The 14,523-nt window shown below is 71.2% G+C and carries 12 protein-coding genes and 1 pseudogene; 8 read left to right on the forward strand and 5 right to left on the reverse strand.

What is annotated here, in order from left to right; all coding sequences use genetic code 11:
* The first annotated feature begins 107 nt into the window (after window positions 1-107).
* On the forward strand, window positions 108-704 hold the full coding sequence (locus ACGFZQ_RS01210; protein WP_382532945.1) for a histidine phosphatase family protein: 597 nt from the start codon (window positions 108-110) through the stop codon (window positions 702-704).
* Between the two features lie 154 nt (window positions 705-858).
* On the opposite strand, the gene ACGFZQ_RS01215 is transcribed toward ACGFZQ_RS01210, so the two are convergent.
* On the reverse strand, window positions 859-2,319 hold the full coding sequence (locus ACGFZQ_RS01215; RefSeq protein ID WP_393838622.1) for a hypothetical protein: 1,461 nt from the start codon (window positions 2,317-2,319) through the stop codon (window positions 859-861).
* Between the two features lie 255 nt (window positions 2,320-2,574).
* On the opposite strand from ACGFZQ_RS01215, the gene ACGFZQ_RS01220 reads away from it, so the two are divergent.
* Both ACGFZQ_RS01220 and ACGFZQ_RS01225 read left to right on the forward strand, forming a co-directional pair.
* Window positions 2,575-2,979 carry a hypothetical protein gene (locus tag ACGFZQ_RS01220; RefSeq protein ID WP_351745137.1) on the forward strand — a complete coding sequence of 135 codons (405 nt, stop codon included), beginning with the start codon at window positions 2,575-2,577 and terminating at the stop codon, window positions 2,977-2,979.
* A 36-nt stretch (window positions 2,980-3,015) separates the two neighbouring features.
* Window positions 3,016-3,876, forward strand: a complete 861-nt coding sequence (locus ACGFZQ_RS01225; RefSeq protein ID WP_393838623.1) for a spermidine synthase — start codon at window positions 3,016-3,018, stop codon at window positions 3,874-3,876.
* Window positions 3,877-3,881: 5 nt separating this feature from the next.
* On the opposite strand, the gene ACGFZQ_RS01230 is transcribed toward ACGFZQ_RS01225, so the two are convergent.
* Complete coding sequence (locus ACGFZQ_RS01230) at window positions 3,882-4,400, reverse strand: hypothetical protein (protein ID WP_393838624.1); 519 nt, start codon at window positions 4,398-4,400, stop codon at window positions 3,882-3,884.
* Window positions 4,401-4,498: 98 nt separating this feature from the next.
* Between ACGFZQ_RS01230 and ACGFZQ_RS01235 the strand changes: the two genes are divergently transcribed.
* From ACGFZQ_RS01235 to ACGFZQ_RS01255, 5 genes and pseudogenes are all read left to right on the forward strand, one after another.
* A complete protein-coding gene (locus ACGFZQ_RS01235; RefSeq protein WP_351745129.1) occupies window positions 4,499-5,209 on the forward strand; it encodes a response regulator transcription factor in 711 nt (236 codons plus the stop codon).
* Window positions 5,206-6,633, forward strand: coding sequence for a HAMP domain-containing sensor histidine kinase (locus ACGFZQ_RS01240; protein WP_351745126.1), 1,428 nt, complete (start codon window positions 5,206-5,208; stop codon window positions 6,631-6,633). The genes ACGFZQ_RS01235 and ACGFZQ_RS01240 overlap by 4 nt, the downstream gene beginning before the upstream one ends.
* A 130-nt stretch (window positions 6,634-6,763) precedes the next feature.
* The gene (locus ACGFZQ_RS01245) at window positions 6,764-8,227 is read left to right on the forward strand and encodes a cellulose binding domain-containing protein (protein ID WP_393838625.1); all 1,464 of its coding nucleotides are present in this window, start codon (window positions 6,764-6,766) and stop codon (window positions 8,225-8,227) included.
* Between the two features lie 524 nt (window positions 8,228-8,751).
* Window positions 8,752-10,004: pseudogene (locus tag ACGFZQ_RS01250) on the forward strand (RNA-guided endonuclease InsQ/TnpB family protein).
* A 63-nt stretch (window positions 10,005-10,067) separates the two neighbouring features.
* The gene (locus ACGFZQ_RS01255; protein ID WP_393838626.1) at window positions 10,068-10,799 is read left to right on the forward strand and encodes a hypothetical protein; all 732 of its coding nucleotides are present in this window, start codon (window positions 10,068-10,070) and stop codon (window positions 10,797-10,799) included.
* Window positions 10,800-10,921: 122 nt separating this feature from the next.
* Here the strand turns inward: ACGFZQ_RS01255 and ACGFZQ_RS01260 are convergent, their stop codons facing one another.
* The 3 genes from ACGFZQ_RS01260 to ACGFZQ_RS01270 form a co-directional block, all read right to left on the reverse strand.
* The gene (locus tag ACGFZQ_RS01260) at window positions 10,922-12,340 is read right to left on the reverse strand and encodes a GH1 family beta-glucosidase (protein WP_393838627.1); all 1,419 of its coding nucleotides are present in this window, start codon (window positions 12,338-12,340) and stop codon (window positions 10,922-10,924) included.
* A 130-nt stretch (window positions 12,341-12,470) separates the two neighbouring features.
* A complete protein-coding gene (locus ACGFZQ_RS01265) occupies window positions 12,471-13,373 on the reverse strand; it encodes a carbohydrate ABC transporter permease (protein ID WP_393838628.1) in 903 nt (300 codons plus the stop codon).
* A 10-nt stretch (window positions 13,374-13,383) separates the two neighbouring features.
* A complete protein-coding gene (locus ACGFZQ_RS01270) occupies window positions 13,384-14,403 on the reverse strand; it encodes a carbohydrate ABC transporter permease (RefSeq protein ID WP_393838629.1) in 1,020 nt (339 codons plus the stop codon).
* Window positions 14,404-14,523: the final 120 nt, after the last annotated feature.

Below are 14,523 nucleotides of genomic sequence, written 5' to 3' on the forward strand. Positions count from 1 at the left end.
AAAGACGCGGAGACCGCCCGCCGGGTTGCCCGTTCCCGGCGCGTTCCCAGGGTGGGTGATGATGGAGGTGTCCCGCTTCCGAATTTCTCCCGAAAGGTTCACCCGTCATGGCACCGCGCATCCTGCTGGCCCGGCACGGACAGACGGAGTGGTCGCTGTCCGGCAAGCACACCGGCAGGACCGACGTACCGCTCCTGGAGGAGGGCCGGCGGGGCGCCAAGCTGCTGGGCGAGCGTCTGCACCGGCCGCCGTACGACGGTCTCGCGGACGCCGAGATACGCACCAGCCCGCTGGCACGCGCGCGTGAGACGTGCGAACTCGCCGGGTTCGGCGAGCGGGCCGAGCGGTGGGACACGCTGATGGAGTGGGACTACGGGGCGTACGAGGGCCTGACCCCCGCCGAGATCCAGTCCGTCCGCCCCGGCTGGTTGATCTGGCGGGACGGCGTGCCCGGGGGCGAGTCCCTGGCGGAGGTGACCGCGCGGGCGGACGAGACCGTCGCCTGGGCCCGCTCGGCCGACCGGGACGTACTGGTGTTCGCCCACGGGCACATCCTGCGGTCGATCGGGGCGCGGTGGCTGGGCCTGCCGCTGGACTTCGCGGCACGGATCCGGCTGAACCCGACGTCGCTGTCGGTGCTCGGGTGGGCCTACGGGGAGCCCGCGATCGAGAGCTGGAACGACTTGGGGCACCTGGCCGGCTGACCGGCGGGGGCTGCCGTTACGCGGCTGGGTAGCCGGCGTGAGGGCAGCGCCCCGTCAGGGGCGCGGGGCTGTGTCGATGTGCGGCTCCGCCGCGCGGGCGCGACCAGCCCCCACGCACCCGCAGCCGCACGACCACCTGTGGCCCCCCTCGGCCCTACACAACCCGCGGAGTCGACGCGTGCCGGTCCAGGAACTCCTGGACCCCGCTCGCCCGCCGATGCGGCAACAGCACCCGCGCCGTGCCCGCCAGCATCCCCTGGATCCGGGACGACTGGACCTGGCCCAGCAGGTCCAGCACCCGCAGTCCCGCCATCGCCGCCTCGTCGGGACGCCCCCCACGTGCGAGGTCGTCCGCGAGCTCCGCCGTGTACAGCGCGATGTTCCTCGTGAAGTGCGGATCCTGCAGCTCGGCGGCCCGGCGCGCATGCCGCGAGGCCCGCCGCCAGTCGCCCAGCGTGGACCAGCACTGCGCCTCCAGGCCCTCCAGCTCGGCCTCTCCGTAGAAGCTCATCCACTCGGGGTCGGCGTCCGAGTGGCCTCGCTCGAAGAGGGCCTGCGCCCGGACCAGGGCCTGCTCGCAGCCGGTCCGGTCGGCGAGCCCCGCCCAGCCGCCCGCCTCGCGCAGCGCGAGCAGGGACATCAGGCGGGCCGAGCCCAGCGGCCGGCCGACCCGCTGTGCGGCCTGCGCCGCGCGCACCGCCTCCCTCGGCCGCCCCGCGTCCCGGGCGAGGAACGCCGTGTTGCAGAAGGCGTGCGCCTCCAGCCCCGGGTCCCCGGTCATCCGCGCCGTCGCCAGTGCCTCCGCGTAGTGCGAGCGGGCGTCGTCGAAGCGGCCGGAGTCGTGGGCCAGCCAGCCCACCGAGATGGCCAGTTCACCGGCGCCCGAGTGCAGGCGGTCGGCGGTCGTCTGCCGGGTCGCGCCGGCGTCCAGCAGCGCGTACGCCGCGCGCAGCGGAGCCGCCGCGCGCCGGTACAGTCCGTCCGCGCCGTGCCGGTCGTCGAGCAGGCGGATCCGGCGTACGGCCTCCTCCAGGGCGGCCGCGTGCGAGGACCCGGCACGGCGTACCGGCCGGTCCGCCGCCACGGCGTCGATGGTGGACCCCAGCGGGCCCAGCGTGGCGGCGGCCACCGTGGCGCCTCCGCCGGTCATGAATAGGCGACGCAGCACGTCGCTCTCCTCGTAGTTGTCGTGCGTCTCGTACGTGTCCTGCGGGTGATTCATGTCCGGCGGTTGAAACCCGTCCGGCGGGTCATACGGCTCTACGGCCCCCTGCGCCTCACAACTCACGAGTGCGAGGGGCGTGTCCTCGGCCGGCCGTGCCCCGCGTCCGCGGACGGACGAGCGGGGCGCGAAGCCGAGGTCGGCGAGCGTGCGACCGGGGAACATGTGCAGGAACACCCGTTCGTACGCGTAGTTCGGGCAGCGGATCTCACCCGCCTCGACCCGGCCGATGTAGCGCGCGTCACAGCTCACCCGCTCGCCGATCTCGCGGGCGGCACGCCGAACCAGCGCGGCGAACTCGGCCGGCGAGTGCCGGCCGCGCAGTTGCCGGAAGGCGAGGTTCGGCCGTACCGGCCGATCGGGCTGCGACGGGGTCGTGGTTGACGACGCCATGGCCGGGTCCTCTCGTGCGAACCGTCGAACCATGCCGGACTCGTGGTGAGTTGTCCGAGTGGACCCTTGATTCCGGCGGGCAAGAACGTACCTGCTGTGTCGGACTCGTGACGCTGGGTTTGGCTACAAACCGGATATCTCATGCACGATCTGCCATGAACTGCCATCCTTTGCGGCTGACTTCCGCCGTAGCCGTTGACGCGGTGGCGCGTTGGACGTCATGGACTGCAAGAGGGCTGCGCGGTGGAGGCCGGGATGGAGACCAGCCAGAGCAACGATCCTTGTACGCCGTCGACGACTTCGGCGGCAGACGATGCGGGATGCGATCTCGTGACGGTGCCGGCCCGGCAGGGCCTGGAGGCGGTCGACATCCTGCGCCGGGGGGCCGGGGAGGCGGTGGGGCCGGTGCTCCACGACGACGGGGGCGACACCCTCGGCTTCGTGGTGCCGGCCGGTACGGCGGAGGGCTGGGACGTCCCCGGCAGCACCTGCACCGGCACCGACGGGCGCGGACTGCGGCTCAACCCCGAGCCGCCGGTCGAGGGCTCCGACTGGCTGCTGCCGCCCGGCGAGGCCGATCTCGCGACGGACCCGGCGGTGCTGCGCCGGGCGCTCGGGGAGGCGGCGAGGCTGATCAAGGCAGCGGACAGCTGCTGCTGAATTCCCGGTACGGCCGCCGCCTGCGAAAATGGCGGAATGGGCAAGTCCAGGAACTCACGGCGCCGGTCGGCTGCCGTTGTCGAGGCCGTCGACGGCGGCCTCGCCCAGCTCATACCCGACCCCGAGCGCGACCGCGCCTGGACCCTGCTCATCGACGGCGCCCCGCAGTCACACGTCGACCTCGACGATCCCGCGTACCTCTCCTTCGAGTACCAGCGCCGCCTCGGCCATGTGATCGACCTGGTCGCACCACCGGGCAGGCCGGTGCAGGTGCTGCACCTCGGGGGCGGGGCGTTCACGCTGGCGCGGTACGTCGCGGCGACCCGGCCCCGGTCCACGCAGCAGATCGTCGAACGGGACGCGGCCCTCGTCCAACTGGTCCGGCGGGAGCTGCCGCTGGATCCGAACGCGCGAATACGGGTGCGGTCCCTGGACGCCCGGGAAGGGCTGGCCAAGGTGCCGGAGGGATGGGCGGACCTGGTCATAGCGGATGTGTTCAGCGGGGCGCGCACGCCGGCGCACCTGACGTCCACGGAGTTCCTGGACGAGGTCCGGAGAGTCCTGCGGCCGGGCGGTGCCTACGCGGCGAACCTCGCGGACGGGCCTCCGCTCGCGCACCTCAGGGGGCAGATCGCCACGGCGGCGGCGCGGTTCGCGGAGGTCGCGGTGGTGGCGGACGCGGGGGTGTGGCGGGGGAGGCGGTTCGGCAACGCGGTGCTGGTGGCGGCCGACGTACAGCTGCCTGTCGCAGAGCTGACCCGACGCTGTGCATCCGACTCTCACCCTGGGCGGGTTGAGTATGGGCGGGCGTTGCGGGACTTCACCGGTGGGGCGGTCGCCGTGACGGACGCGGTGGCTGTGGCTTCGCCTTCTCCGCCGCCGTCTGTATTTCGCTGAAGCCTTCAGTAAGTCTCGACCTGCACCTGCGGCGGGCCGTCGTGCCAGGTGCAGAAGACCGACACCCGGTCCGTGCTCCTGCTGAACTCGATGCGGATCCAGGACTCCGTCTTCCAGACCTGCATCGACCAGCCCGTGCCCGGTGTCGCCGAGACGAGGGTCGCGCTCGTGTCGCCCAGGTCGAAGACCGCCCGGCCGCCGTCGGTGTCGTAGGCCTTGACCGCGCCGGTCGCGGCGGCGGACGGGGTCGGGGTGGGCGTCGGGGTGCGGGAGGGCGTCGGGGCGGCAGTCGCCGACGGGCGTGGGAAGGCGGTGGGCGAGGGGCTCGGCGGGCGGGACGTGGCCGACGCCAGCGGCTTGGAACCCTGCGTCGTCGGGTCGTCGTCCGCCGCCGTGATGGGCAGGGCGCGCGGCGGGTCGTAGGCCGTGCCCGCCATCACCGTGTGGACACCCCACCACGACAGCGTGACCGCCGCGCTCGTGGCGAGCAGCCAAGCCAGTACGTGTACGAGTCCTCTGCGCATCGCGGGCCATACTGCCTCAGGGGCACCGCGGTGCGCACTCGACCCGAGTTATCCACAGGCTCCGGCCGGCGCCTGCCGCATGGCGTACGGTGCGGCGCATGGCAAGTGTGCTCGTGGTCGAGGACGACCAGTTCGTACGCTCGGCGCTGATCCGGCATCTCACCGACGCCTCGCACACCGTGCGCAGCGTCGGTACGGCACTGGAGGCGCTGCGCGAGGTCGCCCATTTCCGTTTCGACGTGGTCGTCCTGGACCTCGGTCTGCCGGACCTGGACGGCTCCGAGGCCCTGAAGATGCTGCGCGGGATCACCGACGTGCCGGTGATCATCGCCACCGCCCGGGACGACGAGACGGAGATCGTCCGGCTGCTCAACGCCGGTGCGGACGACTATCTGACCAAGCCGTTCTCCGTCGAGCATCTGTCGGCACGGATGTCCGCCGTGCTGCGCCGGGCGCGGTCGGCCGGGGGCGAGGTGGCGCCGTCCAGTGTGCTGCGGGTCGGCGGGCTGACCGTCGATCCGCTGCGCCGGCAGGCCGAGTTGGACGGGGTGCGGCTGGATCTCACCCGGCGCGAGTTCGATCTGCTGGCGTTTCTGGCCGGGCGGCCCGGGGTCGTCGTACCGCGCAGGGAGCTGCTGGCGGAGGTGTGGCAGCAGTCCTACGGGGACGACCAGACCATCGACGTGCATCTGTCGTGGCTGCGGCGGAAGTTGGGGGAGACGGCGGCCCGGCCGCGTTATCTGCACACACTTCGGGGGGTCGGTGTGAAGCTGGAGCCGCCGGGCGGGGAAGCGAGGCCGGTCGGATGAGATGGGCACTGGTCAAGGTCTGTCTGGCGGTCACCGCGATGGTCGTGGTCGCCTTCGCGGTCCCGCTCGGCCTGGTCGTCAAGGAGATGGCCCGGGACCGCGCCTTCTCCAACGCCGAGCGGGAGGCGGCCGCCGTCGCCCCCGCCCTGTCCATCACCACCGACCGGGACAAGCTGGAGCGGGTGGTGGCCTCGGCCGGCGCCGACCGGGGCATGGCCGTGCACATACCCGCCTCCGGAGACGGCGCCGCCGTCGACATCGGGCGGCAGCGCGCCGCCGACCGGGACATCGCGACCGTGCGGAAGCTGGGGCGTGCCTCCACGACCGGGGTGGCGGGCGGCTCGACCCTGTTGCAGCCCGTGGCGCTCGGCTCCGGTGCCATCGCGGTCGTCGAGGTGTACGTCCCCGAGTCCGAGGTGACCAACGGCCTCTCCACGGCCTGGGCGGTGCTCGCCGCCGTCGGCCTGGCGCTGATCGTCGGCTCGGTCGCCGTCGCCGACCGGCTGGGCGTACGGATGGTGCAGCCCGCCCAGCGGCTGGTCGAGGGCGCGCACGAACTGGGGGAGGGCAAGCTGGGGTCGCGGGTGCCCGAGGAAGGGCCGACCGAACTGCGGCTGGCGGCCGCCGCGTTCAACTCGATGGCCGATCAGGTCGTACAACTCCTGGCGAACGAGAGGGAGCTGGCCGCCGATCTGTCACATCGGCTGCGCACCCCGCTCACCGTGCTGCGGCTCAACGCGGCCTCGCTCGGGGACGGGCCCGCCGCCGAGCAGACCCGGGCCGCCGTCGCCCAGCTGGAGCGCGAGGTCGACACCATCATCCGGACCGCCCGGGAGGCCAAGCCGCAGACGGCGGCCGCCGGGCCGGGCGCCGGGTGCGACGCGGCCGAGGTGGTGCGGGAGCGGATGGGGTTCTGGTCGGCGCTCGCGGAGGACGAGGGCCGCAAGTGGCGGGTGGCCGGCGTCGACCGGCCGGTACGCATACCCGTGGCCCGCGCCGATCTGGCCGCCGCGCTGGACGCGCTGCTCGGCAACGTGTTCCGGCACACCGCCGAGGGCACCGCCTTCGCGGTCGACGTGCACAACGGGGACGACGCGGTCATCGTGCTGGTCTCCGACGCCGGGCAGGGCATCCGGGACCCGGAGGCGGCGATGGCCCGGGGGCGGGGTTCGGGGGCGGCCGGGTCGACCGGGCTCGGCCTGGACATCGTGCGCCGGCTCGCCGAGTCGACCGGCGGGGACGTGCGGATCGGCTCGTCGGTGCTGGGCGGCACCGAGGTGCGGATCTGGATCCAGCTGGACGGCGGGAAACCGGAGCGGAAGGGGCATCGGGGGTCGGTGCGCAGACGCCGTTCGCGCAGGCAGTCGGGGGAGCCGGGCAGGAGGGGAACCGGGGAGACCAAGAAAATTGGTCTCGACCTTTAATCGGTCCCGATCCCTTCCTTAAGCGCACCCTAAGATCCCCAACACCCGTCCCTATCAGGCCGTTTGTCCGATTCCTGGTCGCTAGCGTGCTGCCGCACCCCCCATTCGGCAGGCGAAGGCAGGCACGCGCATGAGCACGCACCGGCGCAGCATCAGTGGCAGGAACAAGGCGATAGGCGGTCTGGTCGCGGCGGCCGTGGTCGGTGGCGGGGCGATCCTGTTCACCGGTATCGCGCAGGCGGCCGGGGTCGGCGCCGCGTACACCAAGACCAGCGACTGGTCGAGCGGGTACACCGCGCAGTACGTCGTCACGAACAACAGCGGTGCCACGGAGAAGGACTGGACGCTGGAGTTCGACCTGCCGGCCGGTGCGAAGCTCAGCTCGCTGTGGAACGCCGAGTCCACGGTCAGCGGGCAGCACGTCACCGTGAAGCCGCCGAAGTGGGACACGGACGGCCTCGCGGCCGACGAGTCGGTCACCGTCGGCTTCGTGGTCAACGGCAGCGGGGACCCGACCGGTTGCCGTATCGACAACGCGAGCTGTTCGGCGGACGGCACGGCGACCCCGGAGCCCAGCGGCCGCCCGACGCAGTCCACCACGCCGACCGCGACCCCGACGGCCCCGACGGCCACGGCCACCTCCACCCCCACCGCGACGGCCACCCCCACCGCGTCCCCCACCCAGAGCAGCGGCACCACCATCGCCGCCGGCTTCGCCCCGTACGTCGACACCTCCCTCTACCCGGCGTTCGACCTCCTCGCGGCCGCCGACGCGACCGGAGTGAAGAACTACAACCTCGCCTTCGTCACCGACGGTGGCGGCTGCACGCCCAAGTGGGGCGGCGTGACGGACCTGGCCAGTGACGGCGTGGCAGCCCAGATCGGCGCCCTGCGCGCAAAGGGCGGTGACGTCCGGGTCTCCTTCGGCGGCGCCTCCGGCTCGGAACTCGCGACCACCTGCTCCTCGGCGGACGCGCTGGCGACGGCATACGGCAAGGCCGTGGACGCCTACGACCTGACCAAGGTCGACTTCGACGTGGAGGGCGGCGCGCTGCCCAACACCACGGCGAACACCAACCGCGCGAAGGCCATCGCCAAGCTCCAGGCGAGCCACCCGGACCTGGACGTCTCCTTCACCCTCCCGGTCATGCCGGAGGGCCTCACCCAGGACGGCGTGAACCTGCTCTCCGACGCCAAGGCCAACGGCGTGAAGATCAGCACCGTCAACATCATGGCGATGGACTACGGCCCCTCGTACAACGGCGACATGGGCACCTACGCCACCCAGGCCGCCACCGCCACCCAGGCCCAGGTAAAGAGCGTGCTCGGGCTCTCCGAGCAGGCCGCCTGGAAGACGGTCGCCGTCACCCCGATGATCGGCGTCAACGACGTCTCCGCCGAGGTCTTCAAGGTGGACGACGCCACCCAGCTCGTCGACTTCGCCAAGTCCACGGGCCTCGGCGGCCTGTCGATGTGGTCCGCCACCCGCGACCAGCAGTGCGCGGGCGGCACCAAGCCCACCGCCGACGCCACGTGCAGCTCGATCGCCCAGGACAAGTACGCCTTCTCGAAGGCATTCGCGACGATCGGCTGACCTGTCGCTCGACCGGGCGTCTGCTCCGCCTGCGCCAGGGGGCATAGGCCGGAGGCATGTTCACCCACACGGCTGAACCCACCGCCTCCGGCCTCCCCGGACGCCGCCATCCGGCTACGTTCCGGCACATGGTCAGTTCACCGCATGAGGCGATGCATCAGATCTTCCGCGAGGACCCGGGCCTGTTCGCCCGGGCCCTGCCACGGGCGGGAATCCCCTTCCCCGAGCCCGTGGCGATCGAGCATCTGGACACCGATCTCACCTGGTGCCTTGTGAGGAGGCCCCGGCGTTCACGCCGGGGAGGAACCGCATCCCGTGACAGCGACGCGGAGCGTCGCCGTATCCGGCCCGTGGGCGCGGAGCGCCACCGCGCTCGCCCGGCGGAGCCGGGTGAAGGCGAACGTGTGTGCCTGCGTTCGCTGATGGGGGTGATCGTGGCGGGAGTTGGGTGTGAGTGTGCGAATCTCGCCCGTACGGTCGTGCGGGGGCAGGGCGGGTGACGGGAACGAGAGCGGGGTGTCGGCGTGGCGGAAGCGGCGGGGACTGATGGCGTGGGCCATGCCCGGTGCACCTACCGGCTGCGTGTGTCGTCTGCTGCCCGCAGTGCCCTGTCGGCGGAGTGGGACCGGTGCCGGTGGACCTGGAACGAATGCGTCGCCAAGTCCAGGGCCGTACACCTGCACAACAAGGCCACCGGGCAGAAGGCCACGTGCGGCCCGGCCCAGCTCGACAGGATGCTGACCCAAGCCCGCGCTCGCACGCCGTGGCTGCGTGAGGGCTCGTCGGTTCCCCAGCAGCAGATCATCCGCGACTTCGGCCGCTCCCGCGCCAAGGCGCACAAGGACATCCGGGAGCGGTTGCCGATGGCGCGCCGGGCCGGGATGCCCAAGCACAAGAAGAAGCGCGAGGCGCCGGCGAGCCTCAACTACACCAAGCGTGGCTTCCGGCTGAAGGACGGCTGTCTGCATCTGGCGGGTGGCATCGTGGTGAGGGTGGTGTGGTCGCGGGAGCTGCCGGCCGGGCCGTCCTCGGTGCGCGTGTACCAGGACAGCCTGGGGCACTGGTACGCCTCGTTCGTCGTCTCCGCCCAGGAGCAGCCGCTGCCGGAGACCGGCCGCGTGGTCGGCGTGGACTGGGGCGTGAAGGAGACTGCCACCACCACGTCCGACGACCATGATCTGCCTCACGCCGGGCATGGCAGGAAGGCTCAGACAAAGCTGACCCGGTACGACCGTATGATGGCCCGCCGCAGGCCGGACAAGGGCCGGCCCGCCTCGAAGGGCTACCGCGAGGCGAGGAGACTGCGTGCGAAGGCGTACAAGAAGGTTGCCCGGCAGAGGCAGGACACTGGCCGTAAGTGGGCCAGGAAGGTTGTCCGCGACCATGACGCTGTCGCCGTCGAGGACTTCAAGCCGAAGTTCCTGGCCAGGACCACCATGGCCCGCAAGGCCGCTGACGCCGCCATCGGCGCCACCAGGACGGCTCTGATCGAGATGGGCCGCAAACACGGGCGGGACATCCGCCTCGTACACCCCGCGTACACCACGATGGACTGCGCGCACTGCGGAGCGAGAGCCAAGCACGCTCCCCCACTGCCTTAAAGGCGTGGGGGGACCCCCAGCCGCTGGGTGAGCGCACCTACACCTGCACCGTGTGCAAGACCCTCTCCCCACGGGACAAGAACTCCGCACACGTGATGCTCGTCCGGGCTGGTCTCAACCCGGCTGGTGCCGATGGCGCAAGACCTCCGGGAGCGCTGCTCCAGGAGGCGGCCTGAGCCAGGAATCCCCTCCCTTCAGGGAGGGGAGGATTCAACGAGATCAGACCACTGGACCGCCGCGTGGACACCCTGCTGCGCGTCGACACCGCGGAGGAGGGCAGTTTCCTCCTCGCTGTCGAAGCCCAGGGCAAGCCGGACCAGGACAAGTGGAGCAGTTGGACGTACTACCTCGCGCACCTCCACGCCAAGTACGCGCTGCCACCGATCCTGTTGGTCGTCTGCAAGGACAAGGCCACCGAGTCCTGGGCGGCGGAGCCGATCCGGGTCGGAGTGTCCGTCCACACCAGCATGGTGGTCTTCCCGCTCGTCCTGGGCCCGGGCAACGTTCCCGCCGTCACCGACCCGGACGAGGCCGCCGAAGACCTGCCGCTTGCCGTCTTCACCGCGCTCGCCCACGCCAAGGATCCAGTACTCCCTGCGATACTGGACGCACTGGCGGCGGCAGTGGTCAACGCCGGCGACGAGGCCGGGAAACGCTGGGCGGAGTTTACCGAGATCGGTCTGGGAGACACCCGGGCCCGTGCACTGTGGAGGCACCTGATGGCCACGTACACTCCCCGGTTCCCGGGCAGCGGCACGCTCATCGAGGAGACCCTCATCGAAGGCGAGGCCAAGGGGCGTGCCGAGGGGCGTGCCGAGGACATCCTGCGCATCCTCGATCTCCGGGGCATCGAGGTGGCCGATGTGGACCGTGAGCGCATCACGGCCTGTGCGGACCTCGAAACCTTGGGTACCTGGTTCGACCGGGCCGTCACCGCCGCGAGCGGACAAGAGTTGTTCGCGGACGAGTGAAGGTCCTCTGAAGCCCGGCTCAGAAGCCGCCGGGCCGCTGATCACTGACTGAGCGGCTTCTGCGAAAGCGAAGGGGGGCGCGGTACCCCTGGACCGCGCCCCCGGTCTCAGGCCCCCCGGTCTCAGGCCGCCGGCCGGGCCGGCGGGAGTGTTCCCGTGCGCGCCGCCTCCGCGTACCAGTGGGCGCTCGACTTCGGGGTGCGGGCGAGGGTCGCGTAGTCGACGTACACCGCCCCGAACCTCTTGCCGTAGCCGTACGCCCACTCGAAGTTGTCCATCAGGGACCACAGGTAGTAGCCCCGCACGTCCGCGCCGTCGGTGATCGCGCGGCGCACCGCCGAGAGGTGGCCGTGCAGGTAGGCGATGCGCTCCGGGTCGTGGACCCGGCCGTCCGGGTCGGGCTTGTCGTCGTAGGCCGCGCCGTTCTCGGTGATGTAGAGGGGCAGACCCGGGGCCTCGGCGGTGTACCGCATGATCAGGTCGTGCAGGCCCGTCGGGTCGATGGTCCAGCCCATCTCGGTGCGCTCGCCGGGGGTCTGGTGGAAGGCGATGTCGTCGGCGCCCGGCCAGGGGGAGTGGGCGCTCGCCCCGTGGCCGTCCGACCGCGGGCCGGCCACCGCGCCGGACCCCGCCGACACCAGGGTGGGCGTGTAGTAGTTCAGCCCGAGGGCGTCCAGCGGCTGCTGGATGGCGGCGAGGTCACCGTCCAGGACGTGCGACCAGTCGGTCACCGACGCCGTCGCCGCGAACAGCGACCGGGGGTAGGAGCCGTGCAGGATCGGGCCGTGGAAGACGCCGTTGGCCAGGTCGTCGATGGTCCGGACCGCCGCCAGGTCGGCCGGGTCCTGCGAAAGCGGCCGTACGACAGAGGAGTTGAGGCTGATCGCGATCTGGTTGCGGGCCGGCATCGCCGTGCGCAGCGCCGAAGTGGCCAGGCCGTGCGCGAGGTTGAGGTGGTGTGCGGCGCGCAGGGTGGCCGCCGGGTCGGTACGGCCGGGGGCGTGCACCCCGGAGCCGTAGCCCAGAAAGGCGCTGCACCAGGGCTCGTTGAGGGTGATCCACTGCTCGACACGGTCGCCGAGCGCCTCGCCGAGGATCTGGGCGTACTCGGCGAACCGATACGCCGTGTCCCGCTCCGGCCAGCCGCCCGCGTCCTCCAGCTCCTGCGGCAGGTCCCAGTGGTAGAGGGTGACGGCGGGCTTGATGCCCTTGGCCAGCAGCTCGTCGACCAGTCGGCGGTAGAAGTCCAGGCCGACCTGGACCGCCGGGCCGCGTCCGGTCGGCTGGACGCGCGACCAGGAGACCGAGAACCGGTAGGCGTTCAGGCCGAGGTCCGCCATCAGCGCCACGTCGTCGCGATAGCGGTGGTAGTGGTCGACAGCGATGTCACCGGTCTCGCCGCCGGCCGTCCTGCCCGGCGTATGACTGAAGGTGTCCCAGATCGAGGGGGTGCGGCCGTCCTCCCGCACCGCCCCCTCGATCTGGTACGCGGAGGTCGCGGCGCCCCAGAGGAAGGCGGGAGGAAAGGTCACGGAAGTCATGGGTTCAGGCATGGAAGCGCTCCCATAGGAGGTCGTGGAGACCGACGGGTAGATGAGGAGAGAAGAAGGGGCGGGAGAGACGGGAGGGGCCGGGACGGCGGTGACCCGGCCCCCGTCGTTCCGCGGGCGGTCAGCCCTTCACCGCGCCCTGCATGATGCCGCCCACGATCTGCTTGCCGAAGATCGCGAAGACGAGCAGCAACGGCAGCGTGCCCAGCAGCGCGCCCGCCATGATCAGGGACTGGTCGGGGGTGTAACCGCGGCCCAGGCCCGCCAGGGCGACCTGCACGGTCGGGTTGCCGGTCTGCGTCAGCACCAGGAACGGCCACAGGAAGTCGTTCCAGGCCTGGACGAACGTCAGCATGCCGAGCACCGCCATCGCCGGGCGCGCCGCCGGGAACACCACGTGCCACACCACCCGCCAGCTGCTCGCGCCGTCCACTCGGGCCGCCTCGATCAGCTCGTCCGGCAGCGCCTGGATGAGGTACTGCCGCATGAAGAACACGCCGAACGCACTCACCAGGGACGGGAAGATGACCGCCTGCAACTGGTCCGCCCAGTTCAGCTTGGCGACCATCATGTAGAGCGGGATGATGCTGAGCTGCGGCGGCACCATCATCGTGCCGATCACCATCAGCATCAGGATGTTACGGCCCCGGAAGCGCAGCTTGGCGAAGGCGAACCCGGCGATCGTCGACAGCGCGACGATGGTCACCGCCGAGGTCCCGGCCACGATCGTGGTGTTGAGGAACGCCTTGCCGAGATTGGCCTCGGTCCAGGCGACGTCGAGGTTGTGGAAGAGGTTCCCGCCGAACCAGAACGGCGGCGGGGTCTCCGCCAGCCGGTTGTTGTTCCGGGAGGCGGCGATCGCCGTCCACACCAGCGGGAACAGCGAGCCGATGGAGAACAGCACGAGGACCGTGTAGGCGATCGGGCCCGCGTGCATGGTGCCGCCGGCGCGCGCGGACTTCGAGCGCCGCGCGCGCTTGGGTTCGGCGTCGGACGGGGTGGTGGTCAGGGTTGTCGTCGTCACGGCCGGTCTCCTAACTACTGGCGCGCAGCCGGCGCGAGATGACGTAGTTGACGAGCCCGATCACGATGAGGATCAGGAACATCGTCCAGGCGATGGCGGAGGCACGGCCCAGGTGCTGGTTCACCCAGCCCTGCTCGTACAGGTACAGGCCGAGCGTCTGGAACTGGTGCTCCGCACCGCCCGACGCCCCCTTGTTCGCGTCGAAGATCAGCGGCTCGCCGAACACCTGGCTTGCCCCGATGGTGGAGACGACACAGGTGAACAGGATCGTCGGGCGCAGCTGCGGCAGCGTCACATGGAAGAACTGCTGCCAGCGCGAGGCGCCGTCCAGGGCCGCCGACTCGTACAGGTCCTGCGGGATCGCCTGCATCGCGGCCAGGTAGATCAGCGCGTTGTAGCCGGTCCAGCGCCAGATCACGATCGTCGACACCGCTATCTGGGACGGCCACTTGTCGTTCTGCCAGTCGATGTGGCCGACGCCGAAGAAGTGCAGCGCCCAGTTGATCATGCCGTAGTCGCGGCCGAACAGCAGCACGAAGACCAGCGAGGCGGCCGCGATCGACGTGGCGTACGGCGCCAGCATCACGACCCGGTAGAAGATCGAGGCGCGCAGCCGGTAGTTGAGGATGTGGGCGAGCCCCATCGCCATCAGCAGCTGCGGAACCGTCGAGATGATCCCGATGGTCAGGGTGTTCCGGGCCGCGTTCCAGAAGAAGTCGTCGCCGAAGATCCGGGTGTAGTTGTGCAGCCCGGCCCACTGCATGTCGGTGGGCGCGGTCAGCTCCACCGTGTGCAGCGAGGCCCAGCCCGTGTAGATCAGCGGGAAGAGCCCGAAGGCGACGAAGAGCAGGAAGAACGGCGAGATGAAGCCGTACGGGCTCCACTTGATGTCCCGCTGCCAGCGGCGCGAGAGACGGGTGCGGCGCCGCAGCTCCGCCTCCGTGGGAGCGGCGGGCGGGTGGACCGGGGCCGCGCCCCCCTCCTTTTCGGGGGGCGCGGCGATGTCGTGCTGAGGCGCCGTTCCGGTCACCTGAGGCCTCCGGGGAGGCGCCGACCTTCTGGCCGGAGTCCGGGCGCCGTCCACACGATCGGGTGAACTGTGCTCGATGCGCTGCGAGAACCAGGCATGCGGCTGGATCCTTGATCTCGA

The sequence above is a fragment of the Streptomyces sp. NPDC048254 genome, from assembly GCF_043201895.1.
Classification (GTDB): domain Bacteria; phylum Actinomycetota; class Actinomycetes; order Streptomycetales; family Streptomycetaceae; genus Streptomyces.